The following is a 25,113-nucleotide window of genomic DNA, read 5'->3' on the forward strand; positions in this document are numbered from 1 at the left end:
CGCGATGCACCTCGTCTTCCGCGAGAGCCACGGCCTAGAGGAGACCGCCACCCCGCGCGACCTGGCGCAGGACCCGGCGGATCTGGTCGTGCTGTCCTTTTCCGACAGCGACCTGGGCGCGTTCGCCGCCGGCTGGCACGCCGCCGCCGGGGCGGGCGCGCCGCTGCCGTCGCTGCGCCTCGCCAATCTGGGCGATCTGGCCCATCCGCTCTCGGTCGACACCTATGTCGAGCGGACCCTGTCGGGCGCGAAGGCGGTGCTGGTGCGGATGATCGGCGGCCCCGCCTGGTGGCCCTATGGCCTGCAACAGGTCGAGGCGCTGGCCCGAAACCGGGGCATCGCGCTGGCGATCGTCAGCGGCGACGGCCGCGCCGACCCGGCGCTGGCCGAACGCTCCACCCTGCCCCCGGCGATCCTGGCCCGGCTGGCGACGCTCTGCGACCAGGGCGGCGCGGCGGCGGCGCGGGCGGCGCTGGCGCTGCTGGCGGCGGCGGCCGGACTGGCCGCGCGACCGGAGGCCGCTCCGGCTCCGCTCGCGTCGGTGGGCGGCTGGCGCGCAGGCGAGGGCCTCGCCTGTCCCGCTGCGACCCTGTGGATAAGTCGGTGGATACATCCACGTCCATTGGTGCTCCTCACCTTCTACCGCTCCTACCTGCTGGCCGAGGACCTGGCGCCGATCGCCGCGCTGGAGGCGGCGCTGGCGGCGCGCGGCTTCGCGGTCGCATCGCTGTTCGTGCCGTCGCTCAAGGCCCCGGAGGCGCGATCCTGGCTAGGGCGCTGGGTATCGGCGCTGGCCCCCGCGGCGATCGTCAACGCCACCGCCTTCGCCGCGCGCGACGACGCGTGCGGCAGCCCGCTCGACGGCGACGCGCCCGTCTTCCAGATCGCGCTCGCCACCTCGGACCGCGCCGCCTGGGCGGCCGCCGCGCGCGGCCTGTCGCCGGCCGACCTGGCGATGCATGTCGTCCTGCCCGAGATCGACGGGCGGATCTTCGCCGGGGTCGCCAGCTTCAAACAGGCCGGCGCGCGCGACCCCGCGCTCCACATCGCCGTGCGCGCGCACCAGCCCGAGCCGGAGCGGATCGCCGCCATCGCCGACCGCGTCGCCGGCTGGCACCGCCTCGCCGCCAGCCCGCCGGCCGAGCGGCAGGTCGCGATCCTCCTCTCCACCTATCCCGGCAAATCATGGCAGATGGCCCATGCCGTCGGGCTCGACGCGATCGCCTCCGCCGAGGCGATGCTCGCCGACTGGGGGGCGGCGGGCTATGCCACCGCGCCGGGCGCGCCGCTCGACCGGGCGCTGGCGGATGAGGTGATCGCCTGGCCGCTCGCCGCCTATCGCGCCGCGCTGGCGACGCTGCCAAGGCCGTTGCGGGACGATCTGGCGGACCGCTGGGGCGCGCCCGAGGCCGATCCGGCGGTGCAGGGCGGCGCGTTCCGTTTCGCCGCGACCCGGCGCGGTGCGGTGCTGGTCGCGTTGCAACCCGAGCGCGGCACCGCCGAGGATCGCGCCGCCGACTATCACGACCTGTCGCTCAGCCCCCGCCACGCCTATGTCGCCTTCTATCTGTGGCTGCGGGCGCAGGGCCTCCACGCGCTGGTCCATGTCGGCGCGCACGGCACGCTGGAATGGCTGCCCGGCAAGGCGGTGGCGTTGTCGGGCGCGTGCTGGCCGGAGGCGCTGACCGGCCCGCTGCCGATCCTCTATCCCTTCATCGTCAACGATCCGGGCGAGGCGGCGCAGGCGCGGCGGCGGATCGGCGCGGTGACGCTCGGCCATCTGCCGCCCCGGCTGGAGACGGCGGGGACCGGCGCTGGGCTGGGCCGGCTCGAATCGCTGCTCGACGAATATGCCACCGCCGACGGGCTCGACCCCGCGCGGCGCGACCGGTTGCAGGCCGAGATCGAGCAGGAGGCGGAGGCGCTGGGCCTCGCCGCCGCGCTCGGCCTCGCCCGCGCCGCCGACCGGGCGGAGGCGATGACGCGGATCGACGCGTTCGTCTGCGACGTGAAGGACAGCCGCTTCGGCGACGGCCTGCATGTCCATGGCCGGGGCGATTGCGCCGAGGCCGAGCGCGACGGACTGCTTCGCGGGCTGGACGGCCGGCGGATCGAACCCGGTCCCGCCGGCTCGCCCTGGCGCGGCCGGCGCGACGTGCTGCCGACCGGGCGCAATCTCTACAGCGTCGATCCGCGCGCCATCCCGTCGCGCGCCGCGCAGGCGCAGGGGGTGAAGCTCGCCGACGAGCTGGTCCGCCGCCACTTGCAGGAGCAGGGCGATTTCCCCCGCGCCCTGGTCGTCGACCTGTGGGGATCGGCGACGATGCGGACGGCGGGCGAGGAGTTCGCCATGGCGCTCCACCTGCTCGGCGTCGCGCCGGTCTGGGACGACGGATCGGACCGGGTGACCGGCATCACCGTCCGCCCGCTGTTGGAGATGGACCGGCCGCGCCTCGACGTGACCCTGCGCATCTCCGGCCTGTTCCGCGACACCTTCCCCAGCCTCTGCGCGCTGTTCGGGCAGGCGGTGCGGGCGCTGTGCGACCGCGACGAGCCGGCGGACTGGAATCCGTTCGTCGGACGCGGTCGGTCCCCCCGCGTCTATGGCCCCGCCCCCGGCCGCTACGGCCTGGCGATCGGCGATGCGATGGAGGATTATGGCGAGGCCGGTCGCGCCCGCGCCGGCGCGGCGTGGCTCGGCGCATCGCGCCACGTGTTCGATACGCCGGACCAGGAGGGGCAAGCGGATGCCGCCGGCCTGGCGGAACGGATCGCGGCGGCCGACGCCTTCGTCCACTGCCACGACCTGCCCGAGACCGACCTGCTGCTCGCCGCCGACCACGCCGCGCACCAGGCGGGCTTCGCCGCGGCGCAAGGCGTGACCGGCGGATCGGCCGCACTCTGGCATCTCGACACGCGCGATCCCGGCCGGCCCCGTGCCCGGCCGCTGGCGGAGGAGATCGCGCGCACCGTCCGCGCCCGCGCCGCCAACCCGCGCTGGGTCGAGGGGATGATGCGCCATGGCTTTCGCGGCGCGGCGGAGCTGGCGGCGACGCTCGACCATCTGGGCAGTTTCGCGCATCTGGCGCGGGTCGTGCCGCCGGCGCTCATCGATCTCTATCACGACGCGACGCTTGGTCGCGACGAGGTCCTCTCCTTCCTGGCCAAGGCGAATCCTGAGGCCCTGCGCGCGATGGAGGCGCGCTTCGCCGCGCTCCACCGCTCGGGCCTGTGGCCGACGCGGCGCAACGCGATCGTCGCCTGGCTGGAGGAGCGGGCATGATCGCGCAGGTCAAGGGTTGGTGTCCGGCCGCATGGCGGCCGATGGCGGCGGGCGACGGGCTGCTGGTCCGCGTGCGGCCGGCGTTCGGCCGGTTGTCGGCGGCGCAGGCCCTGGGGCTGGCGACGGCGGCGGCGCGCTTCGGCTCCGGCGCGATCGACCTGACCCGCCGCGCGAGCCTGCAACTGCGCGGCGTCGCCGAGGCCAACTGGCGGCCGCTGGTCGAGACCTTGGTCGCGCTGGACCTGGTCGATCCCGATCCCGCGATCGACGCGCAGGCCGGTCTCACCGTCGCGCCCGACTGGCAGGAAGGCGACGACACGCACCGCATCGCCGCCGACCTGCACGCCCGCCGCTCCGACTGGCCGGCGCTGCCCGCCAAGTTCGGCTTCGCGGTCGATGCCGGGCGCGCCTGTCGCCTGGCCGACACCCCCGCCGACCTTCGCGTCGAGCGCAGCGCCGAGGGCGGCCTGATGCTGCGCGCCGAGGGACAGGCGACCGGCGTGGCGCTGGCCCGGGGCGAGGAAGCGGCGGCGGCGATCGACCTGGCACGCTGGTTCCGCGACACCGGCGGCGATGCCAGCCGGCGGATGGCGCGCCATCCGGTGCCGCTGCCCGGCTGGGCGCGGGGCGGGGTGCAGCCCGCGCGCGGTGGCCCCCTGGCGGCGGGGCCGCACCCGCTCGGCTCCTTGTACGGCCTGCCCTTCGGCCGGATGTCGGCGGCCGCGCTCGGCACCCTCGTCGCGCGTCACGCGGCGACCGCGCTGCGGCTGACCCCGTGGCGGCTGTTGCTGGTCGAGGGTGCGGAGGGGATGCCAGTGCCGGGCTTCGGCCTCGACCCCGCCGACCCGCTGCTGGCGGCCGATGCCTGTGTCGGCGCACCCGCCTGTCCGCAGGCGAGCGTCGCGACCCGCGAGCTGGCGCGCCGGCTGGCCCCACATGTCGCGGACCTGCACGTCTCGGGCTGCGCCAAGGGCTGCGCGCGGAGCGGTCCGGCGGCGCTGGTGCTGACCGGGCGCGACGGCCGCTTCGACCTGGCGCGCGCCGCCCGCGCCGGCGACCCGCCGGCCGAGACCGGGCTCGACGCCGCCACCCTCCTCGCCCGTTTCGGAGCCTGTTGATGCCCCATTCCTACGAAACCGACGGCGCGGCGATCTATCGCCAGTCCTTCGCCATCATCCGCGCCGAGGCCGATCTCGCCCGCTTCTCAGTCGAGGAGGAGCCGGTCGCGGTGCGGATGATCCATGCCGCCGGGCTGGTCGCGCTGGCCCCGCATATCCGCTTCTCGCCCGGCTTCGCCAGCGCGGCGCGCGCGGCGCTGGCGGCGGGCGCGCCGATCCTGTGCGATGCGCGCATGGTGAGCGAGGGGATCACCCGCGCGCGGCTGCCGGCGGCGAACGCGGTGATCTGCACGCTCCACGATCCCGGCATCGCCGAGCGCGCGGCGGCGATGCGCACCACCCGCTCGGCCGCCGCGCTGGAGGCCTGGCGACCGCATCTGGCGGGCGCGCTGGTGGCGATCGGCAATGCGCCGACCGCCTTGTTCCACCTGCTCGACATGCTCGCCGATCCCGGCTGCCCGCGCCCGGCGGCGATCATCGGCTGCCCGGTCGGTTTCGTCGGCGCGGTCGAGTCGAAGGATGCGCTATGGGCGGAATCGCCGGTCCCCCACGCGATCGTCGCAGGGCGGCTGGGCGGCAGCGCGATCACCGTCGCCGCCGTCAACGCGCTGGCGAGCCGCGCCGAATGACCTGCGGCACGATCCACGGCGTCGGCCTGGGCCCCGGTGCCGCCGACCTGATGAGCGTCCGCGCGGACCGGCTGGTGCGCGGCACCCGCCATATCGCCTATTTCCGGAAGGCCGGCCGGCGCGGCCATGCCCGCACCATCGTGAGCGACATGCTGCGCGCCGATGCGGTCGAATATGCGATGGACTATCCGGTGACGACCGAAATCCCGGTCGATCATCCCGATTACAACGATCGGCTCGCCGCCTTCTATGCGCGCTGCACCGCGCATCTGGCGGCGCTGGCGCGGGCCGGCGAGGATGTGGTGGTGCTGTGCGAAGGCGATCCCTTCTTCTACGGATCGTTCATGCACCTCCATGCCCGGCTGCGGGCGCAGGTGCCGGTCGCGGTGGTGCCGGCGATCACCGGCATGTCGGGCGCCTGGACCGCGAGTGGCCAGCCGATCACCTGGGGCGACGATGTGCTGACCATCGCCACCGCCACCCTGCCCGAGGCGGAACTGGCGCGCCGCATCCGCGACACCGATGCGCTCGTGGTGATGAAGATCGGCCGCCACCTGGCCAAGCTGCGCCGCGCGGTGGCGGCGGCGGGGCGGACCGGGGAGGCGTGGCTGGTCGAATATGCCGCCATGCCGAACGAGCGGGTCCGCCCGCTGGCGGAGGCGGACGACACCGCCCCCTATTTCGCGATTCTGCTGATCCATGGTCGGGGACGGCGGCCATGAGCGGCTGGCTCGCCATCGCCGGCCTGGGCCCGGGCGGCGAGGCGCTGGTCACGCCCGAGGTCGCGGACGCGCTGGCGCAGGCGACCGACGTGATCGGCTATATCCCCTATGTCGCGCGCGTCGCCCCACGCCCCGGCCTGACCCTCCATGCCAGCGACAACCGGGTCGAGCGCGACCGCGCCGAACAGGCGCTGGCGCTGGCGGCGGCGGGTGCCCGAGTGGTCGTCGTCTCCTCGGGCGATCCCGGCGTCTTCGCCATGGCGGCGGCGGTGTTCGAGGCGGTGGAGGCGGGCCCGCGCGCCTGGCGGTCGCTCGACCTGCGCGTGCTGCCCGGCATCACCGCGATGCTCGCCGCCGCCGCGCGCGCGGGCGCGCCGCTCGGCCACGACTTCTGCGCGATCAACCTGTCGGACAACCTCAAACCCTGGTCGCTGGTCGCGCGACGGGTGGCGCTGGCGGCGGCGGCGGATTTCGCCATCGCCTTCTACAATCCGCGCTCCCGCGCCCGGCCCGACGGCCTCGACCGCGCGCTCGCCATCCTGCGCGCGACCTGCGGCGACGATCGCCCGGTGCTGTTCGCCCGCGCCGTCACCACCGCCGAGGAGACGTTGCGCATCGTGCCCCTGGGCGCGGCGACCGGCGACATGGCGGACATGCGAACCCTGGTGATCGTCGGCTCCAGCCAGACGCGGATCATCGACCGGCCGGGCACGCCCTGGCTCTACACCCCCCGGTCGGCCGCATGAGCCGCCAGCCAGTCGAACACCGCCGCGACGCTGTCGACGGTCGCCCGTTCGGGCAGCACCGGACGGTCGATCATCACCACCGGCACGCCCCATGCGCGCGCGGCGACCAGCTTGGCCCGCGCCCCCGATCCGCCGGCATTCTTGCAGACGATGCGCTCGATGCCGTGCGCGGCGATCAGCGCGCGGTCGCCCTCCAGGGTGAAGGGCCCGCGATCGACGATCAGCTCGTGGCGGGGCAGCGCCGGGCGCTCGGCCGGCGGATCGACGAAGCGGAGGACATAATGATGCTGAGGCTGCGCGGCGAACGCCGCGACATGCATCCGTCCCAGGGCCAGCAATATGCGTTGCGCCGGCCCGGCCAGCGCCGCGACCGCGTCCTCGATACCGGCGACATGGCGCCACTGGTCGCCGGCCTCGCTCCGCCAGGGCGGCCGGGTCAGCGCGACCAGGGGCACATCGGCGGAGATCGCCGCGGCGACCGCATTGGCGCTGATCCGCGCGGCGAAGGGATGGGTGGCGTCGACCAGATGGGTGACGCCCGCCGCCCTCATCCAGTCGGCCAGGCCCGCCGCCCCGCCGAAGCCGCCGACGCGCACCGGCACCGCCTGCGCGCGCGGGGACGCCGTGCGCCCGGCATAGCTGAGCGTCGCGGTCATGCCTCGCGCGGCACAGGCGGTGGCCAGGGCGCTCGCCTCGGTCGTGCCGCCCAGGATCAGGAGATGCGGCATGGCTGAGGCGGGTCCGTGGCTGACGATCATCGGGATCGGCGAGGATGGACCGGCGGGCCTGGGCGAGGCAAGCCGCATCGCGCTGGCACAGGCGGAGGTCCTGCTCGGCGCGCCCCGCCACCTGGCGCTGGTGCCGGAGGGGGTCGCCGCCCGGCGCATCGCCTGGCCGGTGCCGTTCGCCATCGACCCGCTGCTCGCCGAGCGCGGCCGGCGGGTGGTGATGCTCGCCTCGGGCGACCCCTTCTGGTTCGGCGCGGGCCGCCTGGTCGCCGACCGGCTCACGCCCGGCGAATGGACGGCGCACCCCGCCCCGTCCAGCTTCGCGCTCGCCGCCGCGCGGCTGGGCTGGGCGATCGAGCACTGCCGGTGCCTCGGGCTGCACGCCGCGCCACTCGACCGGCTGCGGCCGCTGCTGGCGCCGGGCGTCTGCGCGATCCTGTTGCTGCGCGACGGCGCGGCGGTCGCGGCGCTCGCCGATTATCTCGGCGGGCGCGGCTTCGCCGCCTCGACGCTGCATATATTTGAGGCACTGGGCGGACCGGCCGAGCGAATCCGCCGCGTCACGGCCAACGCTACCCTGCCGGACGATATCCGCCACCCGGTCGCGGTCGCGCTGGAGGTCGCGGGGGATGGCGACACCCTGCCCTGCGTCGCCGGGATCGACGATGGCTGGTTCGAGCATGACGGGCAGATCAGCAAGCGCCCGATGCGCGCGCTGGCCCTCTCCGCGCTCGCCCCCCGGCCGGGCGAGCATCTGTGGGATATCGGTGCAGGGTCGGGCGCGATCGGCATCGAATGGCTGCTGGCGCACCCGCACACCCAAGCCACCGGGTTCGAGCGCGATCCCGTCCGCGCGGCGCGGGCCGCCGACAATGCGCGGCGGCTGGGCGTCGATCGGCTGGCGATCGTCACCGGCACCGCGCCCGACTGCCTGTTCGACCGGCCGCCGCCCGACGCGATCTTCATCGGCGGCGGCCTGTCCACGCCGCTCCTAACCCTGTTGGCAGCCACGATGCCGGCGGGCACCCGCATCGTCGCCCATGCGGTGACGCTGGAATCGGAGGCGCTGCTGGCCGAATGGCACCAGCGGCGCGGCGGCACGCTGCTGCGCATCGAACTGGCCGACGCCCGGCCGCTGGGATCGCGGCGCGGCTGGCGCGCCGGCTATCCGGTGGTGCAGTGGAGCGCGGTGCTGTGATCGTCGCCGGTTTCGGCGGCCGCGCCGCCGCCACTCCCGCGGCCTATGCCGATGCGCTCGACAGCGCCTGGGGCACGCAAGCGATCGACGCGCTGGCCGCGCCGGCCGATCGCTGCGCCGCGCTCGCGCCGCTCGCCGAGACGCTGGGCGTGCCCCTGCTCGCGCTGCCGCCCGAAGCGCTGGTGGGTCGCGCCACCCCGACCCATTCCGCCACCAGCCTTGCCTGGCGTGGCGCCGGCAGCGTGGCGGAGGCGGCCGCGCTCGCCGCGGCCGGGCCGGGCGCGCGCCTGCTCCGCCTTCGCCACATCGCCGCCGACCGCACCGCCACCTGCGCGATCGCCCGGAGTTCCGAGATATGACCGTCCACTTCATCGGCGCCGGCCCCGGCGCGCCCGACCTCCTCACCCTGCGCGGCCGCGACCGGATCGCCGCCTCGCCCGTCTGCCTCTATGCCGGGTCGCTGGTGCCCGCCGCCCTGCTCGACCATTGCCCGCCGGGCGCACGGATCGTGAACACCGCGCCACTGGCGCTGGACGCCATCATCGCCGAAATGGTCGCCGCGCACGAAGCGGGGCTGGACGTGGCGCGGCTCCATTCGGGCGACCTGTCGATCTGGTCGGCGATGGGCGAACAGCTCCGGGCGCTGCGTGGGCTCGGCATCCCCGTCACCGTCACCCCCGGCGTCCCAGCCTTCGCCGCCGCCGCCGCCGCGCTGGAGGCGGAGCTGACCCTGCCCGGCGTGGCGCAGTCGCTGGTCTTGACCCGCACGCCCGGTCGCGCCAGCGCCATGCCGCCGGCCGAGACGCTCCGGGCGTTCGCCGCGACGGGCGCGACGCTGGCCATCCACCTGTCGATCCACACCCTCCCCAGCGTCGTCGCCGACCTGCGTCCGCTCTACGGCGACGATTGCCCGGTCGCGATCGTCTGGCGCGCGAGCTGGCCGGAGGAGCGGATCGTCCGCGCCACGCTCGCCACCATCGCGCAAGCGGCGGCCGACGGACCGGAGCGGACCGCGCTGATCCTGGTCGGACGCGTGCTGGACGCGCGCGACTTCGCCGCCAGCCGCCTCTACGACGCCGGCTATGACCGACGCTTCCGGTCGGTGGAGGCCCAGGCGTGACCTGTCCCGGCCTGGTGATCGCCGCCCCCGCTTCCGGCACCGGCAAGACGACCGTCATGCTCGGCCTGCTCCGCGCGCTTCGCGACGACGGCGTCGCGGTGCAGCCGTTCAAATGCGGTCCCGACTATATCGACCCCGCCTTCCACCGCATCGCCTGCGACCGGGAGTCGTTCAATCTCGACAGCTGGGCGATGCCCGGCGCGCTGCTCGACACGCTGGCCAATGTCGACGACCAGGCGGTGCTGGCGCTGGCGGAGGGGTCGATGGGCCTGTTCGACGGCGTTGCCGCGCGCGGCGCGACCGGCCACGGGGCCAGCGCCGACATCACGATGCGGATGGGCTGGCCAGTGGTGCTGGTGGTCGACGTGTCGGGCCAGGCCCAGTCCGCCGCGGCCACCGCCTTCGGCTTCGCCGGCTTCGACCCGGCCGTGCCGGTCGCGGGCGTGATCCTCAACCGCGTCGCCAGCCCGCGCCATGAGCGGCTGGTCCGCCGGGGCATGGAACAGGCCGGCCTGCCCGTCTTCGGCAGCCTGCCGCGCCGGCCCGACCTGACCCTGCCCGAACGCCATCTGGGGCTGGTGCAGGCGAGCGAGCATCCGGCGCTCGACGCCTATATCGCCGCCTGCGCGGCGCTGATCCGCACCCATGTCGACCTGGCGGCGCTGCGGAATGCCGCCGCCGTCACCGCCGCGCGTCCGGCCCGCCTCGCCATCGCCGCGCCGCCGCCGGCGCAGCGCATCGCGCTGGCCCGCGACGCGGCGTTCAGCTTCACCTATCCGCACCTTCTGCGCGACTGGCGGGCGGCCGGGGCGGAGATCCGGCCCTTCTCGCCGCTCGCCGACGAGCCGCCGGACGAGCAGGCGGAGATGGTCTGGCTGCCCGGCGGCTATCCCGAGCTTCACGCCGGCCGCCTCGCGGCCGCCGACCGGTTCCGCGCCGGGCTCCACCGCCATGTCGCGCGGGGCGGCGCGGTGCATGGCGAATGCGGGGGCTATATGGCGCTGGGCGCGGCGCTGGTCGACGCGGAGGGAACGGCGCATCGCATGGCCGGGCTGCTCGGCCTGGTCACCAGCCACCAGCAGCGGCGGATGCATCTCGGCTATCGCAGCGCGGTGCTGGCGCATCCGATCGGGGCAATCCCCGCGGGGGCCGTGCTGGCCGGCCATGAATTCCACTACTGCACCATCCGGGACCAGCCCGATGCGCCGCTCGCCACCGTCACCGACGCCGAAGGCGCGGTGGTGCCCGAGACCGGGTCACGGCGCGGCGCGGTGACGGGCAGCTTCTTCCACCTGATCCGGGCGGACGCGTGAGCGACGACGACCGCCCCCGCATCGCGCTCAGCCTGATCGGCATCGGCACCGGCAATCCCGACCATCTCACCCGCGAGGGGCAGGTGGCGATGCGCGACGCCGACCTGATCCTGCTCCCCGCCAAGCGGGCCGATACCGCGGAGCTGCTCGATCTTCGCCAGGCGTTGTGCGCCTCGGTGGCGACGGATGCGCGGATCGTCGCCTTCGACCTGCCGGAGCGGGCGGCGGACGGCCCCTATCGGGCGGCGGTCGACGACTGGCACGATGCGATCGCCGCCGCCTGGGCGCGCGCGATCGCGGAGCACCTGCCGGCGGGCGGGCGGCTGGCGCTGCTCGTCTGGGGCGACCCGTCGCTCTACGACAGCAGCCTGCGCGTCGCGGCGCGGCTCACCGCCGGGGCGATGCGGATGACGGTGCGGGTCGTGCCTGGCATCACCGCGCTCCAGGCACTGACCGCCGCCCATGCCATCCCGCTCACCACATTGGCCGCGCCGGTCCTGGTGACCACCGGCCGGCGGCTGGTCGCGGACGGATGGCCGTCGGGGGTCGATACGGTGGCGGTGATGCTGGATGCCAAGGCGGCCTACCGCACGGTCGATCCGGCGGGCGTGCGGATTTGGTGGGGGGCCTATCTGGGCATGGCGCAGCAGGCGATCGCCGCCGGACCGCTGGCCGAGATGCGCGATGTCATCCCGACGATCCGGGCGGAGCTGCGCGGCCGGCATGGCTGGATCATGGACAGCTATCTCCTCCGGCGCGGGCCGGACGACTGACCTGAGGAAAAGTCGCGCCGCGCGACTATCGCGGCTCCAGCGCCCGCAGCCGCCAGCGGCCGTGGCGCGACAGGATCACGCTGGTCAGCGGCGCGACGTCGATCGCCAGCGTCGCCGCCACCGGCACGTCCAGCGCCACCCCGATCGCGGCGCGGATCACCGCCGCATGGGTGATCGCCAGGACGCGGCCGTCCAGCGCGGCGAGCCAGGGGGCGACCCGCGCCGCCACCGCCGCCATCGACTCGCCCCCAGGCGGTGCCGCCTCGGGCGCGGCGAGCCAGGCGGTGAGCGCCGCCGGGTCGATCGCATCAAAGCCGCAGCCGCTCCACGCGCCATGGTCGCGTTCGGCCAGCGCCTTCGCCTCGCCGCCCGAAAGCCCGAGCAGCGCCGCTGTCTCCCGGCCGGCGCGATCGGGCGCGAGCATCACCCGCTCGGGCGCAGGTCCCTCCAGCCGCAGCATCCGCGCCTTGGCGATGCCGCCCGCGTCCAGCGGATCGGCGGGCCCCGGAAAGCCGGGTTCCCGCCGCGACTGCGTGGCGGCGGCGCAGAGGAGGACGAGCCGGGTCGACATGGGGACAGGCTCCTGCTCGGTTGACGCGCCCGCCGCAAGCCGGCAGAGCATCAGCCATCGGAGCCGGGCGGGAAGCCGGTGGGAATCCGGCGCGGTCGCGCCACTGTGATCGTCGGGCCCCGGCCCGGCGCAAGTCAGACCCCGCCCGGCGCCTTCACCCCCAAACCGGGCGCGCCATCCCGGCAGGAGCTTCGTGACCATGACCGTCACCATCGCCGCCAATGCGGCACCCCGTCCCGTCCCCCTCCCTATCCCGCGCCCCATCCCGTTGGCCGAGATCGCCCCCTGGGCGGTGTTCGCCGCCTTGGTGGCGGTGATCCTGCTCTATTTCGTCAGCACCGAACAGGGCGCCTTCGCGCTGTTCAAAGGGATGCTGGTGCACGAATATGTGCATGACGGCCGGCACCTGCTCGGCTTTCCCTGCCACTGACCCGGCGGCCGGACCGGGTCCGGCCACCTGACATCCAAGCGGGAGGGTCTTTTGTGACTCCATCTCTCCTCTGGCGGGGCATGCTCGCCGGACTGGTCGGCGCGTTCGTCGCCGCCACGATCGCGCTGATCTTCGCCGAACCGTCGATCGACGCCGCCATCGCCTTCGAATCTGCGCGCGCCGCCCACCACATGGCCGGCGAGGACGTCGAACTGGTCAGCCGCGCGACGCAGAAGACCTATGGCCTCTACACCGCGATGCTGGTCTATGGCGCGGGCGTCGGCGGCGTGTTCGCAATCCTGTTCGCCGGGATGCAGGGCCGTGTCGGCCGCGCCGGCCCCCGCCCCCTGGCGCTGCTGCTCGGCCTGGCCGGCTTCGTCGCGATCGGGCTGGTGCCGGCGCTGGTCTATCCGCCCAACCCGCCCGCGGTCGGGCTGCACGAGACGGTCAGGCTGCGCACCGCCGCCTGTTTCGCGCTGATCGCCTGGTCACTGCTCGCCGCCGGACTGTCGCTGTTCCTTTGGCAGAGGTTGGCTGGGCGGCTGCCCGCGACCGATCGGCTGCTCGCAGCCGGAGCGCTCTATGCGCTGCTGGTCGCGCTGGCGGCGTGGCTGCTGCCGCAGATCGACGAAGTGCCCGCCGGCTTCCCCGCCAGCCTGCTCTGGCGCTTCCGCCTCGCCGCGCTGGCGGTGCAAGGCGTGTTCTGGCTGGCAATGGCCGACCTGTTCGGCCGCAGCGCCGAGCGGCTGATGCAGGGGCGCGCGGCATGACCGACGAGGCGACCCGCAACGACCGGCACCGCGCCAAGATGCAGCGCATCCAGGCGGCGCGGCGCGACATGATGGAGAGCCGCACCGGCGAGAAGGGCCTGCTGATCGTCCATACCGGCCCCGGCAAGGGCAAGTCGACCGCCGCCTTCGGCATGGCGGTGCGCGCCATGGGGCACGGCATGAAGGTCGGCATCGTCCAGTTCGTGAAGGGCGCGATGGCGACCGGCGAGCGGGCGATCTTCGACGCCTTTCCCGATCTCGTCAGCTTCCGCCCGATGGGCGAGGGCTTCACCTGGGACACGCAGGACCGCGCCCGCGACATCGCCACGGCGCGCGCCGCCTGGGAGGAGGTCGCCCGGCTGATCGCCGACCCGGACATCGCGCTGGTGATCGCGGACGAGCTGAACATCGTGCTGCGCTACGACTATCTGCCGCTGGACGAGGTGCTGGCGGTGCTGACCGCGCGCGCCCCCATGAAGCATGTCGTCGTCACCGGCCGCAACGCGCCGCCGGCGCTGGTCGAGGCCGCCGACCTGGTCACCGAGATGGCGGCGGTGAAGCACCCGTTCCGCAGCGGCATCAAGGCGCAAGAGGGAATCGAATTCTGATGGACATCCTGCCCGTTCCCGACGGCCCCGCCGTCATCGCCTGCAACGCCTGCCGCTTCTCGAAGGAAGAGCGCGAGGATGGCGCGGGCCGGCGCGGCGGCGCGATGCTGGCCGAGGAACTCGCCCGGCTCCAGGCCGAGGACCCCGCCTATGCGGGCGTCGCCGTCCATGCCATGCCCTGCCTGTTCGCCTGCACCGAATTCTGCACCGTGCATCTGCGGGGCCCTGGCAAGGTCGGCTATATCCTGGGCCGGTTCACGCCGGGCGAGGCGGCGGCGCGCGCGATCCTCGACTATGCCGCCCGTTATGCCGACAGCGCGGCGGGACAGGTGCCCTATCGCGACTGGCCGGACGGGGTGAAGGGCCATTTCATCGCCCGTACGCCCCCCGCGGGAGCACTGGTCGCATGATCCGCTTCGACACGCCGGGCGATGTCGTCGCCGCCCTCGCTGACCTGCCCGCCCCCGACGCCCGGGCGATCGCCGCCGCGCAGGATCGCCAGGCGCAGCTCACCAAGCCGGCGGGCTCGCTCGGCCGGCTGGAGGAGGTCGCGCTGTTCCTGGCCGGGTGGCAGGGCCGGGACCGGCCCCGGCTGGATCGCGGCCGGGTGGCGATCTTCGCCGGCAACCACGGCATCGCCGCGCGGGGCGTCAGCGCCTTCCCGCCCGCGGTGACCGCGCAGATGGTCGCCAATTTCGAGGCCGGGGGCGCCGCGATCAACGCGCTGGCGCGCGCCGCCGGGCTGGAGCTGCGCATCGTCGCGATCGATCTCGACCGCCCGACGGGCGACATCGCCGAAGCGCCGGCGATGAGCGAGGCGGAATGCCTCGACGCGCTCAACCTGGGCGCGGCATCGGTCGAGGCCGGGCTCGATCTGATCCTGCCCGGCGAGATGGGGATCGGCAATTCGACCCCTGCCGCCGCGCTGTGCGCGGCCAGCTTCGGCGGCGACGCCAGCGACTGGGCCGGGCCCGGGACCGGCGTGGCGGGCGCGGCGCTCGCCGCCAAGCGGGTGCTGATCGACCGCGCGCTCGACCAGCACGGGGGCGACTGCGTCTCCGCCTTCGAGACGCTGCGCCGGCTGGGCGGACGCGAGATCGCCGCCATGGCCGGCGCGATGCTGGCGGCGCGCCATGCCCGCGTGCCGGTGCTGCTCGACGGGTTCATCGCGTGCAGCGCGCTCGCCCCGCTCGCCCGCTGGCAGCCGCGCATCGTCGACCATTGCCTCGCCGGCCATGTCTCGGCCGAACCGGGGCACCAGCGGCTGCTGCGGCATCTGGGGCTGGCGCCGCTGCTGGCGCTCGGCCTGCGGCTGGGCGAGGGCAGCGGCGCGGCGGTGGCGGCGGGGATCGTCCGCGCCGCGCTCGCCGCGCATGACGGGATGGCGACCTTCGCCGAGGCGGGCGTCTCGGGCGCATGAGCCGGCCGGTCCGCGTCCACCTGCTCCGCCACGGCGCGCCGGACGGGCCCGGCCGCTTGCTCGGCCGCACCGACGCGGGCGTCACGCCGGCGGGGATCGCGGCGTGCCGGGTGGCGGCGCTGGACCATGGCGACGGGGCTTTGCACAGCTCCGACCTGGCCCGCGCGCTGGACTGCGCCCGGGCGATCGGCGGGGGGCGGCCGGTGGCGGTCGACCCCCGCTGGCGCGAACTCGATTTCGGCGATTGGGACGGGTGCTGGCCCGCCGAGTGCGACGGGCCGGCGCTGGAGCGGTTCCACGCCGACCCGGAGGCCTGCCCCCCACCGGGCGGCGAACGCTGGTCGGCCTTGTGCGGGCGGGTGGCGGCGGCGCTGGCCGATCTCGTCCGAGCGGGCGACACGGCATTGGTCGTCACCCATGGCGGCGCGATGCGCGCGGCGCTGGCGGTGGGATGCGGCCTCGACGCGCGGCAGGTCTGGACGTTCGACCTGCCCTATGCGGCGCGTCTGTCGCTCGACCTGTGGCCGGGCGCGACGGCGGATGCGCCGCCCATGGCGCAGGTCGTGGGACTGGCGGCATGAGGCCGAGGGCTGTGGATGCGTTCTCCGCCACCCCGCCTGTGTATTGCCGGGTCGTCCCCGCCTCGCTCCCCCCCGGCGGCGGCCGGGGTCCAGTCGGGACACGAGCGTGACAGCATACCGACATCCCCCAACTGGCTCCCGGCCTTCGCCGGGTTGGACGAAGGGGCGTTGCGGAGCGTGTCCGTCTCGGACCCGGCCCCGACGGTGACGCCGCTGTGGCTGGCGATCGGCTTCTGCACGCGGCTGCCGGTGCCCCGCGTCGCCGCGGATGCGGCGGCGCGGGCGGCGGCGGTGCGCTGGTTCCCGGTCGCGGGATCGCTGATCGGGCTGGCGGTCGCGGGCGGCGCGGTGCTGGGTGCGCGGGTCGATCCATGGCTGGGCGCGCTCGTCGCGCTCGCCCTGTGGATAAGTCTGACCGGGGCGCTGCATCTCGACGGACTCGCCGACCTCGCCGACGGCCTGGGCGCGGCGCATGGCGACCGCACGCGCCTGCTCGCCGTGATGGCCGATCCCCATATCGGTAGTTTCGGCACCGTGGCGATCGTGCTGCAACTGCTCGCCAAGCTGGTCCTGCTCCACGCGCTGGGGACAGCGGCCTGGCCGGCGCTGATTCTGGTGCCGGTGGCGGCGCGGTGCGGCCCCCTCGCCTGGGCGCGCTGGCTGCCGCCGCTGAAGCCGGGGCTGGGCGCGGGGATCGCGACCGGCGTGCGCAGCCGCGACCTCATCGGCTGGGGACTGGTGCTGCTCGGGTTGGGCTGGGTGCGCCTCGGATTGCTCGCCGCGCCGGTGCTGATCCTGCTCTGGGGGCTTTATCTCAGGCGGCGGATCGGCGGCGTCACCGGCGACGCGCATGGCGCGGGGATCGAGACGGTCGAGACGCTGCTTCTCCTCGCCCTGGTCATCCCGGCTTAGCGGTCCGCGCCAGATCGACCAGCGCATCCAGGTCGACATGCCGCTCCAGCGTCGCGGCGATCGCGTCCAGCGCCGCATCGACATCGGCGTGATGGTCCGGCCCCGTCCCCGCCACACCCAGCCGCGCCAGCCACGCCGCGCGCTGCGCCGCCAGCCCCAGCAGGCCATGGACATAGCTGCCGCTGACCAGCCCGTCGGCGCTGACCGCACCCTCCGCCCGGCCGTCCCCCAGCCGGGTGAGCGGTCGCGCCGTGTCCGGCCCCTCGGTGCGGCCGAGATGGATCTCGTAGCCGGCGAACGCCGCGCCCAGCGCCGTGCCCGTCACCTGCGCCAGCCGCTTGTCGCCGCCCAGCACCGTGTCCACCGCCAGCAGCCCCAGGCCCGGCGCGGTGCCCGGCGGCCCCTCCAGCCCAAGCGGGTCGGCGACGCTGTGCCCGAGCATCTGATATCCGCCGCACAGCCCCAGCACCGGCCGGCCGGCGCGGTGGTGCGCCAGGATATCGATGTCCCAGCCCTGTTCGCGCAGGAAGGCGAGGTCGGCGATCGTCGCCTTCGATCCCGGCAGCACGATCAGCACCGCGTCGCGCGGGATCGGCCGGCCGGGCGGGACCATCGCCAGCTCGACGCCCGGCTCCAGCCGCAACGGGTCGAGATCGTCGAAATTGGCGATATGGCGCGTGATCGGGCAGGCGATCACCACCCGCTCGCCGACCGGGGCACGGGCGCGTTGCAGCACCACCGCATCCTCGCTGGGCAGGCGAAGCGCCTCCGCCAGCCAGGGCACGACGCCATAGCCGCGCCAGCCGGTCCGCTCGGCGATCGCCTGGTAGCCATCGGCGAACAGCGTTGGGTCGCCGCGGAACTTGTTGACCAGGAAACCCCGGATCATCGCCGCATCGGCCGGGTCGATCACCGCGCGCGTGCCGACCAGCGACGCGATCACCCCGCCCCGGTCGATATCGCCGACCAGCAGGACCGGCACGCCGGCCGCGCGCGCGAAGCCCATATTGGCGATATCGCCGGCGCGCAGGTTGATCTCCGCCGGCGAGCCCGCGCCCTCGATCACGACGATGTCGCTGTCGGCCGCCAGCCGGCGATAGCTGGCCAGCACCTCGGGCAGCAGCCCCTCGCGCCCCTCGCGCCAGCGCGCCGCCGCCAGCAGCCCGCGCACCTGCCCGCGCACCACGAGTTGCGAGGTGCGATCGCCTTGGGGCTTGAGCAGCACCGGGTTCATGTCGACTCCCGGCGGAACCCTCGCGGCCAGCGCCTGGGTCGCCTGGGCGCGGCCGATCTCGCCGCCATCCTCAGTGACGGCGGCGTTGTTCGACATGTTCTGCGGCTTGAACGGCCGGACGCCGAGGCCCCGGTTGGCGAGCGCGCGGCACAGCCCCGCGACCAGCACCGACTTGCCGACATCCGAGCCGGTGCCCTGGATCATCACCGCCGCCATGCCACCGCCCCCGCCACGATCCACAAGGCCACGCACGCCCGCCGATAGAGCCCCAAGGCCCGCCGCACGTCGCGCGCGGTCAGCTCGGCGCGGCCGGCGCCGATCCACGGCTTGTCCGCCACCACGCCGTCATAGGCGACCGGCCCGGCCAGCCTGAGGTCCAGCGCCCCCGCCATCGCCGCCTCGGTCCAGCCGGCATTGGGCGAGGCGTGGCGACGGGCGTCGCGCCGCATCACCCGCCAGCCGCCACCGCCACACAGGCAGATCAGCCCGCCCGCCAGCCGCGCCGGCACCCAGTTCGCCGCATCGTCCAGCCGCGCTGCCGCCCAGCCAAAGGCGCGCCAGCGCGGCTCATAATGGCCGATCAGGCTGTCGGCGGTGTTGACACCCTTATAGGCCCAGAGCCCCGGCAAGCCCCCGACCAGCAGCCAGAACAGCGGCGCGGCGACGCCGTCGCAAAAGCTTTCCGCCAGGCTCTCGACCGCGGCGCGGGCGACGCCGGCTTCGTCCAGCGCGGCGACGTCGCGGCCGACGATCCGGGCCACCGCCGCGCGTGCCGCGTCGAGATCGCCCGCCTCCAGCGCCCGGGCGACGGGGCGGACATGATCGTCCAGGCTGCGCTGCGCCAGCCCCGGCACGGCCAGGAGCGCCACCCCGATCCAGCCGAGCGCCCGGTCCGCCAGCGCCTGCACGATCCAGCCGCCGCCAGCGCCGGCCGCGACCACCAGCACGATCGTCGCCACGCCGCCCGCGCGCCGCCGGGCATCGGGCCGCTCCACCCGGTTCCAGCGCCGCTCGCACGCGCCGATCAGCCGCGCGAAGCCACCGACCGGATGACCGACCCGCGCATAGAGCCAGGCCGGCCAGCCGAGCGCCGCCTCCCCGGCCAGCGCGGCGAGCGCGACCGGTTCAGCCACCGGCCAGCGCCGCCGCCAGCCGGTCCCACGCCGCCGCCTGGCCCGGCAGGCCGAACCGCAGCCGCCGCGCATCCTCGGCGAACGGGCGGGTCAGAATGCCGGCGCGCGCCAGCCGCTCGAACATGGCGGGCGCCCGGTCGCTCTCGATCAGCCGGAACAGCGGGCAATCGCCGATCGGCGCCAGCCCGTGACGGCGCAGCAGCGTGTCGAGGCGCGCGCCCGCCGCCTCCAGCCGCGCGACGGTCATCGCCGGCCAGGCGCGGTCCAGATACGCGGCGGTGCCGATTGCGATCGCGGCGGCGGAGACGGGCCAGCTGCCCATGCGGGCCGCCACCGCCGCGACATAGGGTCCAGCGCCCAGCACGAAGCCGAGCCGCAGCCCCGCCAGGCCGTACATCTTGCCGAAGGAGCGCAGCACCAGCACCGGGTCGTCGGCGGACAGCATCGGCAGCACGCTGGTCCCCGGCACGGCGTCGGCAAAGGCCTCGTCGACGATCAGCAGTCCGCCCTTCGCCGCCAGCGTCGCGGCGACCGCCAGCAGCCGGTCGGGCGGCAGGCGGCGGCCATCGGGATTGTTGGGATTGGCGAGCAGCAGCGTGCCGCCGGCCTCGGCCGCCGCGTCCAGGTCGCCGGCCGCGACCGGGCGCGCGCCGGGCAGCGCCGCGCCGTGCCCGCGATAGCCGGGGCCGACGATCGCAAAGGGGCGCGGCAGGTTGATCGCGGCCAGCGCATGGAGCGCCGCCTCGCTGCCCGGCACCGCCGCGACCGGCAGGTGCGCCGCGCCGAAGGTCGCGGCGGCCGCCGTCTCCAACCCCAGGCGCGCCGCCCCGCCCGGCAGCGCGCGCCAGTCGACCGGCACCGATGCGGCGTCCCAGGGATAGGGGTTGAGGCCGGTCGACAGGTCGATCCACGGCCGCGGCGCATCCGGATAGCGCGCCGCCGCCACGTCCAGCCGGCCGCCGTGATAGGTCAGGTCGTGCAACCGCAAGGCTCCGATCGGCGGACGGCGGGAGCCACGCGGAGAGGGGAGCCTCTGCCGCACGCACTACACCATCCCGGCGAAGGCCGGGATCCAGTTGGGGGATGGTGGTGGATGGTCACACTCGTTTCGTAGCGGGTTCCCGACCTCCGCCGGGGTGGCGCATGACGGGGGCAAGGCGATCCCACGGACCCGTCACGCTCGGCGATGTCGGACGCTATCGCCCCCCTCAGACCGTCAGCCCCTGGAGCAGCTTGGGCAGCTGCCCCGTCTCGCCCCGCGCCTCGGCCATGAAGCGGTTCTTGAGCGGGCGGATCGAATCCACCGCCGAGATGCCGAAGCGGCGGATCGCGCTCGCCGTCCCGCCGCGGATCCCGAACAACCGGGTCAGGATGTCGGTCGCGCCCGCCACCGCCAGCGTGTCGAGCCCGCGCCACCGGCCATAGCGGGCGAGCAGCTGCGCATCGCCCAGGTCCAGGCCCAGCCGCTTGCCCTCGACCAGCACCTCGGTCAGCGCGGCGACGTCGCGCAGCCCGAGGTTCAGCCCCTGCCCCGCGATCGGGTGGATGCCGTGCGCCGCGTCGCCGACCAGCACCAGCCGGTCCGTCACGATCGTCGCCGCATGGTGGAAGCCGAGCGGATAGGCGCCGCGCGGCGACGGCGCCGACAGCGCGCCGAGGAAGCCGCCCATCCGCGCCTCCGCCTCGGCCAGGAAGCCGCGATCGGACAGCTTCATCAGCCCCGGCCCATGCTCGGCCGCCACCGACCAGACGATCGCCGAGCGGTGGCCGATCGCGTCGTCGGGCAGCGGCAGCAGCGCGAAGGGCCCGGCCGGATAGAAGATCTCGTAGGCCACATCCTCGTGGCTCCGTTCGTGGTGGAACGCTCCCACGATCGCGCTGTGATCGTAGCGCCACTGCGCGATGCGGATGCCGGCGGCCGCACGGGTCGGCGAGTTGCGCCCCTCCGCCGCGATCAGCAGCGGCGCGCGCACCGTCGTGCCGTCGTCCAGCGTCGCGACCACGCCCGCCGCCGTCCGCTCGGTCGACACCGCGCGCGTCCTCATCCGCAGGTCGATGCCGGCCGCCGCCTGCGCCGCGTCGAACAGGGCGCGGCGGATCAGCTTATTCTCGTACATGGTGCCAAGCGCGCCGTCATCGGCGGCGGGGATGAAGTCGAGCTTGCCCGGCTTCAGCCCGTCGCTGACCCGGATGTGGCGGATCGCGCAGCCCTGCCCGGCCAGCGTCGCGCCGATGCCGATCGCGTCGAGCATCCGCCCGCTGGCGCTGGCGATGGCGGAGGCGCGGCCGTCGAAGCCCGGCGCCAGCGTCACCGCCGGGTCGGCCGGGTCGATCACCGTCGCGGTCAGGCCGTGGGCGTCCAGCGCCAGCGCCAGCGTCGCGCCGACCAGGCCGCCGCCCAGGATGATGACGTCGCTGCTCCCGTGGCGGGACATGCCGTTGTTCGCGCTGTTTTCCATCCAACCGTCCTAGTCCTGTCGTCCGCCGCTGCCAACGGGTGGCCGGCTTGACGACACAAACGCGAAAGCCGATGACTCCGCCCGCAGATTTTCGCGGAATGTTCGGGGTAGTTGGGATGGCGAGCCAGGCGCAGCCGGTCTTGTGGCGGGAGACGGTGAAGGCGGGCGCGGTGCGCTCGGGCGCGCTGATCACCGCGGTGGCGGTCTTTGCGGCGACGGCGATGCTCGCCCTGGCGCTGGCGAGCTATCATGCCAGCGATCCGGCGATCAACACCGCATCGGGCGGCGGGCCGGTGAACCTGCTGGGCTATCCCGGCGCCTGGCTGTCGGACCTGCTCCTGACTCTGTTCGGCCCGGCGGTGGCGCTGCTGCTGCCGGTCGGTCCGATCGTCGGATCGCGGCTGTGGCGCGACCGGCCGGTCGGCGCGTGGGGGCGGATGCTGCGCGGGGCGACGATCGGCGCGGCGCTGATGGCCTGCGCGCTCGCCTTCGTCTCCGATTCGGCGGTGATGGCGCTGCCGGCCGGCTGGGGCGGGCTGGTCGGCCTGGGCGTCGCGGGGGCGGTGCATTCGCTGCTGGCGCTGGCGCAGAACCCAGCGGTCGCGCTGTGGGGCGCGCGTGGGGTGGGCGTGCTGCTGGCGCTTATCGGCGTGGTGATCTGGGCGCGCAGCCTGGAGCTGGACCGGGGCGAGCGGCGCTGGCGGCTGCGCCGGCCGCGGCTGCGCATCGCCGGTGGCCCCGACGCCGCGCTGGACGATGCGGACTATGGCGACGAGGACGACTATGCCGAGGAGGGGGAGGACGCGGTTCAGGCCCCGCCCTCGCGCCGGATGGGCGCGCCGCGTCCCGCCGTCGAGGAAAGCGAGCCCCGCCCCGCCCCGGTGATCGCCGATCGCCAGGTCGCGCCCGTCGTGGCGCCCGCGCGCAAGCAGGGCGCGGAGCAGCGCGACGACTATACGCTGCCCGGCCTCGACCTGCTGGTCCCCGCCCCGCCGTCCAACAACGGCGCGATCGACAAGGCCGCGCTGGAGCGCAATGCCCGGCTGCTGGAGACGGTGCTCGACGACTTCCACGTCAAGGGCAACATCATCGAGGTGCGGCCCGGCCCGGTCGTGACCATGTACGAGCTGGAACCGGCGCCGGGCATCAAGGCGAGCCGCGTCATCGCGCTGGCCGACGACATCGCCCGCAACATGAGCGCCATCTCCGCTCGCGTCGCGGTCATCCCCGGCCGCAACGTGATCGGCATCGAGCTGCCCAACGCCAAGCGCGAGGCGGTGTCGTTCCACGAGCTGGTCGGCAGCCAGACCTTCGAGGACCAGAGCGCGCAACTGCCGATCATCCTGGGCAAGAACATCGCCGGCGACCCCGTCATCACCGACCTCGCGCCGATGCCGCACCTGCTGGTCGCGGGCACCACCGGCTCGGGCAAGTCGGTGGGGCTCAACTGCATGATCCTGTCGCTGCTCTACCGCCTGACACCCAGCCAGTGCCGGATGATCATGATCGATCCGAAGATGCTGGAACTGAGCATGTACGACGACATCCCGCACCTGTTGTCGCCGGTCGTCACCGACCCGGCCAAGGCGGTGCGCGCCCTGAAATGGGCGGTGGAGACGATGGAGGACCGCTATCGCCAGATGTCCTCGGTCGGCGTGCGGAGTCTCGCGGGCTTCAACGAGAAGGTGCGCGCCGCCAAGGCCAAGGGCCAGCCGCTCGGACGCCGCGTCCAGACCGGCTATCATCCCGACACCGGCGCGCCGGTCTATGAGGAGGAGAAGCTGGAATTCGACGTGCTGCCGCAGATCGTGGTGATCGTCGACGAGCTGGCCGACCTGATGATGACCGCCGGCAAGGAGGTCGAGTTCCTGATCCAGCGACTGGCGCAAAAGGCGCGTGCCGCCGGCATCCACCTGATCATGGCGACGCAGCGCCCCTCGGTCGACGTCATCACCGGCGTCATCAAGGCCAACCTGCCGACGCGCATCTCCTTCCACGTCACCAGCAAGATCGATTCGCGCACCATCCTGGGCGAACAGGGCGCGGAACAGCTGCTGGGCCGCGGCGACATGCTCTACATGCCGGGCGGCAAGGGCATCGTGCGCGTCCACGGCCCCTTCACCTCGGACGACGAGGTGCGGCTGGTCGCCGACCATTGGCGCTCGCAGGGCCAGCCCGACTATATCTCCTCGGTCACCGAGGAGCCGGCGGAGAGCTTCGCGCTGGACGGCGCGCCCACGGGCGAGGATTCGGCCGAGGACCAGCAATATCGCGCCGCGATCCAGCTCGTCTGCGAATCGCAGAAGGCTTCGACCTCCTGGCTGCAGCGCCAGCTCCGGATCGGCTATAATTCGGCGGCCCGGCTGATCGAGCGGATGGAGAAGGACGGCATCGTCGGCCGCCCCGATCATGTCGGCCGCCGCGAGGTGCTGCGCGATGCCGAGGGCCACGCGATCTGAACCGATGCGGGGGCGCGGCGTTGGGTCGGCCGTGTCCGTTTCAATGCGCCTCGCCCACCATCAGTCACCTGACGCCACTGCCCCTATGGTCCACCCCGGCGGAGGCCGGGGTGGATGCTAGTGGTGGAGGACGTGGACAAACGGTCATCCCCTCGCCGCCAGGATTCACGACCCGTTCAAGCCGGTGGCGCGATGGCGCTCCCCCAAGGAGATGACGATGATCCGTTCCGCCCTGCTCGCCCCCGTTGCCGCCGCCATGATGGTCGCGGTCGCGCCGGCCCCGGCGCTCGCGCAAGGAAACGACCTGGCCTCGGTGCAGCGCTACCTGCGCGGCGTCACGACGATGACCGCCGACTTCACCCAGACCGACCGCGCCGGCAAGGTGCTGACCGGCACGCTGACCTGGAAGCAGCCGGGCAATATCCGTTTCCAATATGAGAAGGGCGTGCCGCTTTTGATCGTGGCGGAGGGCGGCGCGCTGACCTTCATCGATTATTCGGTGCGCCAGGTGCAACGCTGGCCGATCCGCAACTCGCCGCTCGGCGTGCTGCTCGACCCCAGCCGCGACCTGTCGCAATTCGCGCGCGTGACGCCGGGCGACGACCGGCTGCTGTCGGTCGAGGCGCGCGATCCCAAGCATCCCGAATATGGCCGGATCACCCTGGTCTTCGCGCGCGACGCGGCCGCGCCGGCGGGGCTGACGCTGCAGGGCTGGGTCGCGCTCGACAGCCAGAACAACCGCACCACCGTCCGCCTGTCGAACCAGCGGTACGGCGCGCCGGTCGCCGCCAACGCGTTCCGCTGGAATGATCCTCGTCGCCCGACCCGTTGATTTGTCGGAACAATCCTCCTTTTGCGACGAATAGCGTCATAACGGATCATTCATTCATCCGGGCGACAGGTTGG

Annotated in this window: 25 protein-coding genes; 19 read left to right on the forward strand and 6 right to left on the reverse strand. The window is 74.2% G+C overall.

The annotated features are described in order from the left end of the window. Positions 1–4 precede the first annotated feature (4 nt). From cobN to cobJ, 5 genes are read left to right on the forward strand one after another with little or no spacing between them, the layout of a single operon-like run. A complete protein-coding gene (gene cobN / locus GGQ96_RS11375; protein ID WP_184114679.1) occupies positions 5–3,283 on the forward strand; it encodes a cobaltochelatase subunit CobN in 3,279 nt (1,092 codons plus the stop codon). Then, the gene (locus GGQ96_RS11380) at positions 3,280–4,401 is read left to right on the forward strand and encodes a cobalamin biosynthesis protein CobG (RefSeq protein WP_184114681.1); all 1,122 of its coding nucleotides are present in this window, start codon (positions 3,280–3,282) and stop codon (positions 4,399–4,401) included. The genes cobN and GGQ96_RS11380 overlap by 4 nt, the downstream gene beginning before the upstream one ends. Next, positions 4,401–5,030: a precorrin-8X methylmutase gene (locus tag GGQ96_RS11385; RefSeq protein WP_184114683.1), complete on the forward strand. Its 630-nt coding sequence runs from the start codon at positions 4,401–4,403 to the stop codon at positions 5,028–5,030. Before GGQ96_RS11380 ends, GGQ96_RS11385 begins: the two co-directional genes overlap by 1 nt. Then, positions 5,027–5,752 carry a precorrin-2 C(20)-methyltransferase gene (cobI, locus tag GGQ96_RS11390; protein WP_184114685.1) on the forward strand — a complete coding sequence of 242 codons (726 nt, stop codon included), beginning with the start codon at positions 5,027–5,029 and terminating at the stop codon, positions 5,750–5,752. Before GGQ96_RS11385 ends, cobI begins: the two co-directional genes overlap by 4 nt. Next, positions 5,749–6,498 (forward strand): precorrin-3B C(17)-methyltransferase, encoded by a 750-nt coding sequence (cobJ, locus tag GGQ96_RS11395; RefSeq protein WP_184114687.1) that lies wholly within the window; start codon positions 5,749–5,751, stop codon positions 6,496–6,498. Before cobI ends, cobJ begins: the two co-directional genes overlap by 4 nt. Here cobJ and GGQ96_RS11400 read toward each other — a convergent pair. After that, the gene (locus tag GGQ96_RS11400; protein WP_184114689.1) at positions 6,474–7,226 is read right to left on the reverse strand and encodes a cobalt-precorrin-6A reductase; all 753 of its coding nucleotides are present in this window, start codon (positions 7,224–7,226) and stop codon (positions 6,474–6,476) included. The genes cobJ and GGQ96_RS11400 overlap by 25 nt on opposite strands. Here GGQ96_RS11400 and cbiE point away from each other — a divergent pair. The 5 genes from cbiE to cobF are packed head-to-tail and all read left to right on the forward strand — an operon-like array spanning position 7,225 to position 11,630. Then, entirely contained in the window at positions 7,225–8,424 is a 1,200-nt protein-coding gene (gene cbiE, locus GGQ96_RS11405) for a precorrin-6y C5,15-methyltransferase (decarboxylating) subunit CbiE (RefSeq protein ID WP_184114691.1), read from the forward strand. The two genes, GGQ96_RS11400 and cbiE, sit on opposite strands and share 2 nt — an antisense overlap. Further along, positions 8,421–8,783 (forward strand): cobalamin biosynthesis protein, encoded by a 363-nt coding sequence (locus tag GGQ96_RS11410; RefSeq protein WP_184114693.1) that lies wholly within the window; start codon positions 8,421–8,423, stop codon positions 8,781–8,783. The genes cbiE and GGQ96_RS11410 overlap by 4 nt, the downstream gene beginning before the upstream one ends. Continuing rightward, the gene (gene cobM, locus GGQ96_RS11415) at positions 8,780–9,544 is read left to right on the forward strand and encodes a precorrin-4 C(11)-methyltransferase (protein ID WP_184114695.1); all 765 of its coding nucleotides are present in this window, start codon (positions 8,780–8,782) and stop codon (positions 9,542–9,544) included. The genes GGQ96_RS11410 and cobM overlap by 4 nt, the downstream gene beginning before the upstream one ends. Continuing rightward, positions 9,541–10,857, forward strand: a complete 1,317-nt coding sequence (locus GGQ96_RS11420) for a cobyrinic acid a,c-diamide synthase CobB (RefSeq protein WP_184114697.1) — start codon at positions 9,541–9,543, stop codon at positions 10,855–10,857. Before cobM ends, GGQ96_RS11420 begins: the two co-directional genes overlap by 4 nt. Then, positions 10,854–11,630 (forward strand): precorrin-6A synthase (deacetylating), encoded by a 777-nt coding sequence (cobF, locus tag GGQ96_RS11425; RefSeq protein ID WP_343059015.1) that lies wholly within the window; start codon positions 10,854–10,856, stop codon positions 11,628–11,630. Before GGQ96_RS11420 ends, cobF begins: the two co-directional genes overlap by 4 nt. 25 nt (positions 11,631–11,655) lie before the next feature. On the opposite strand, the gene GGQ96_RS11430 is transcribed toward cobF, so the two are convergent. Beyond that, a complete protein-coding gene (locus GGQ96_RS11430) occupies positions 11,656–12,201 on the reverse strand; it encodes a histidine phosphatase family protein (protein ID WP_184114699.1) in 546 nt (181 codons plus the stop codon). A 199-nt stretch (positions 12,202–12,400) separates the two neighbouring features. Here GGQ96_RS11430 and GGQ96_RS11435 point away from each other — a divergent pair, with 199 nt between their 5' ends. From GGQ96_RS11435 to cobS, 7 genes are all read left to right on the forward strand, one after another. After that, a complete protein-coding gene (locus tag GGQ96_RS11435) occupies positions 12,401–12,631 on the forward strand; it encodes a CbtB domain-containing protein (RefSeq protein ID WP_184114701.1) in 231 nt (76 codons plus the stop codon). A gap of 53 nt (positions 12,632–12,684) precedes the next feature. Beyond that, positions 12,685–13,401 (forward strand): CbtA family protein, encoded by a 717-nt coding sequence (locus GGQ96_RS11440; protein WP_184114703.1) that lies wholly within the window; start codon positions 12,685–12,687, stop codon positions 13,399–13,401. Then, positions 13,398–14,009 carry a cob(I)yrinic acid a,c-diamide adenosyltransferase gene (gene cobO, locus GGQ96_RS11445; protein WP_184114705.1) on the forward strand — a complete coding sequence of 204 codons (612 nt, stop codon included), beginning with the start codon at positions 13,398–13,400 and terminating at the stop codon, positions 14,007–14,009. The genes GGQ96_RS11440 and cobO overlap by 4 nt, the downstream gene beginning before the upstream one ends. Next, complete coding sequence (locus tag GGQ96_RS11450) at positions 14,009–14,419, forward strand: DUF1636 domain-containing protein (protein WP_184114707.1); 411 nt, start codon at positions 14,009–14,011, stop codon at positions 14,417–14,419. Before cobO ends, GGQ96_RS11450 begins: the two co-directional genes overlap by 1 nt. Next, positions 14,416–15,429: a nicotinate-nucleotide--dimethylbenzimidazole phosphoribosyltransferase gene (cobT, locus tag GGQ96_RS11455; protein WP_184114709.1), complete on the forward strand. Its 1,014-nt coding sequence runs from the start codon at positions 14,416–14,418 to the stop codon at positions 15,427–15,429. Before GGQ96_RS11450 ends, cobT begins: the two co-directional genes overlap by 4 nt. Beyond that, the gene (locus GGQ96_RS11460) at positions 15,426–16,010 is read left to right on the forward strand and encodes a histidine phosphatase family protein (protein WP_184114711.1); all 585 of its coding nucleotides are present in this window, start codon (positions 15,426–15,428) and stop codon (positions 16,008–16,010) included. Before cobT ends, GGQ96_RS11460 begins: the two co-directional genes overlap by 4 nt. Positions 16,011–16,187: 177 nt before the next feature. Continuing rightward, positions 16,188–16,922: an adenosylcobinamide-GDP ribazoletransferase gene (gene cobS, locus GGQ96_RS11465; RefSeq protein ID WP_425506700.1), complete on the forward strand. Its 735-nt coding sequence runs from the start codon at positions 16,188–16,190 to the stop codon at positions 16,920–16,922. Here cobS and GGQ96_RS11470 read toward each other — a convergent pair. The 4 genes from GGQ96_RS11470 to GGQ96_RS11485 form a co-directional block, all read right to left on the reverse strand. Further along, positions 16,909–18,372 (reverse strand): cobyric acid synthase, encoded by a 1,464-nt coding sequence (locus GGQ96_RS11470; protein WP_184114713.1) that lies wholly within the window; start codon positions 18,370–18,372, stop codon positions 16,909–16,911. The two genes, cobS and GGQ96_RS11470, sit on opposite strands and share 14 nt — an antisense overlap. Further along, entirely contained in the window at positions 18,360–19,289 is a 930-nt protein-coding gene (cbiB, locus tag GGQ96_RS11475; RefSeq protein WP_343059017.1) for an adenosylcobinamide-phosphate synthase CbiB, read from the reverse strand. Before cbiB ends, GGQ96_RS11470 begins: the two co-directional genes overlap by 13 nt. Further along, on the reverse strand, positions 19,282–20,271 hold the full coding sequence (locus tag GGQ96_RS11480; protein WP_343059018.1) for an aminotransferase class I/II-fold pyridoxal phosphate-dependent enzyme: 990 nt from the start codon (positions 20,269–20,271) through the stop codon (positions 19,282–19,284). The genes cbiB and GGQ96_RS11480 overlap by 8 nt, the downstream gene beginning before the upstream one ends. A gap of 226 nt (positions 20,272–20,497) precedes the next feature. Beyond that, the gene (locus GGQ96_RS11485) at positions 20,498–21,748 is read right to left on the reverse strand and encodes a UbiH/UbiF/VisC/COQ6 family ubiquinone biosynthesis hydroxylase (RefSeq protein WP_246360445.1); all 1,251 of its coding nucleotides are present in this window, start codon (positions 21,746–21,748) and stop codon (positions 20,498–20,500) included. 116 nt (positions 21,749–21,864) lie between these two features. On the opposite strand from GGQ96_RS11485, the gene GGQ96_RS11490 reads away from it, so the two are divergent. Continuing rightward, the gene (locus GGQ96_RS11490; RefSeq protein WP_184114725.1) at positions 21,865–24,207 is read left to right on the forward strand and encodes an FtsK/SpoIIIE family DNA translocase; all 2,343 of its coding nucleotides are present in this window, start codon (positions 21,865–21,867) and stop codon (positions 24,205–24,207) included. 217 nt (positions 24,208–24,424) lie between these two features. Then, a complete protein-coding gene (locus GGQ96_RS11495) occupies positions 24,425–25,039 on the forward strand; it encodes a LolA family protein (RefSeq protein ID WP_246360447.1) in 615 nt (204 codons plus the stop codon). Positions 25,040–25,113 lie beyond the last annotated feature (74 nt).

Source organism: Sphingomonas abaci, assembly GCF_014199625.1.
Classification (GTDB): Bacteria; Pseudomonadota; Alphaproteobacteria; order Sphingomonadales; family Sphingomonadaceae; genus Sphingomonas; species Sphingomonas abaci.

What these genes read in the sequence shown, in the direction of transcription:
- cobO (WP_184114705.1), top strand. Translation starts at nt 13,398, where the DNA reads ATGACCGACGAGGCGACCCGCAACGACCGGCACCGCGCCAAGATGCAG.
- GGQ96_RS11400 (WP_184114689.1), bottom strand. Translation starts at nt 7,226, where the DNA reads ATGCCGCATCTCCTGATCCTGGGCGGCACGACCGAGGCGAGCGCCCTG.
- cobI (WP_184114685.1), top strand. Translation starts at nt 5,027, where the DNA reads ATGACCTGCGGCACGATCCACGGCGTCGGCCTGGGCCCCGGTGCCGCC.
- GGQ96_RS11385 (WP_184114683.1), top strand. Translation starts at nt 4,401, where the DNA reads ATGCCCCATTCCTACGAAACCGACGGCGCGGCGATCTATCGCCAGTCC.
- GGQ96_RS11430 (WP_184114699.1), bottom strand. Translation starts at nt 12,201, where the DNA reads ATGTCGACCCGGCTCGTCCTCCTCTGCGCCGCCGCCACGCAGTCGCGG.
- cobN (WP_184114679.1), top strand. Translation starts at nt 5, where the DNA reads ATGCACCTCGTCTTCCGCGAGAGCCACGGCCTAGAGGAGACCGCCACC.
- GGQ96_RS11380 (WP_184114681.1), top strand. Translation starts at nt 3,280, where the DNA reads ATGATCGCGCAGGTCAAGGGTTGGTGTCCGGCCGCATGGCGGCCGATG.
- cbiE (WP_184114691.1), top strand. Translation starts at nt 7,225, where the DNA reads ATGGCTGAGGCGGGTCCGTGGCTGACGATCATCGGGATCGGCGAGGAT.
- GGQ96_RS11450 (WP_184114707.1), top strand. Translation starts at nt 14,009, where the DNA reads ATGGACATCCTGCCCGTTCCCGACGGCCCCGCCGTCATCGCCTGCAAC.
- GGQ96_RS11485 (WP_246360445.1), bottom strand. Translation starts at nt 21,748, where the DNA reads ATGGAAAACAGCGCGAACAACGGCATGTCCCGCCACGGGAGCAGCGAC.
- GGQ96_RS11435 (WP_184114701.1), top strand. Translation starts at nt 12,401, where the DNA reads ATGACCGTCACCATCGCCGCCAATGCGGCACCCCGTCCCGTCCCCCTC.
- GGQ96_RS11460 (WP_184114711.1), top strand. Translation starts at nt 15,426, where the DNA reads ATGAGCCGGCCGGTCCGCGTCCACCTGCTCCGCCACGGCGCGCCGGAC.
- GGQ96_RS11470 (WP_184114713.1), bottom strand. Translation starts at nt 18,372, where the DNA reads ATGGCGGCGGTGATGATCCAGGGCACCGGCTCGGATGTCGGCAAGTCG.
- cobJ (WP_184114687.1), top strand. Translation starts at nt 5,749, where the DNA reads ATGAGCGGCTGGCTCGCCATCGCCGGCCTGGGCCCGGGCGGCGAGGCG.
- GGQ96_RS11495 (WP_246360447.1), top strand. Translation starts at nt 24,425, where the DNA reads ATGATCCGTTCCGCCCTGCTCGCCCCCGTTGCCGCCGCCATGATGGTC.
- cobM (WP_184114695.1), top strand. Translation starts at nt 8,780, where the DNA reads ATGACCGTCCACTTCATCGGCGCCGGCCCCGGCGCGCCCGACCTCCTC.
- GGQ96_RS11490 (WP_184114725.1), top strand. Translation starts at nt 21,865, where the DNA reads ATGGCGAGCCAGGCGCAGCCGGTCTTGTGGCGGGAGACGGTGAAGGCG.
- cobT (WP_184114709.1), top strand. Translation starts at nt 14,416, where the DNA reads ATGATCCGCTTCGACACGCCGGGCGATGTCGTCGCCGCCCTCGCTGAC.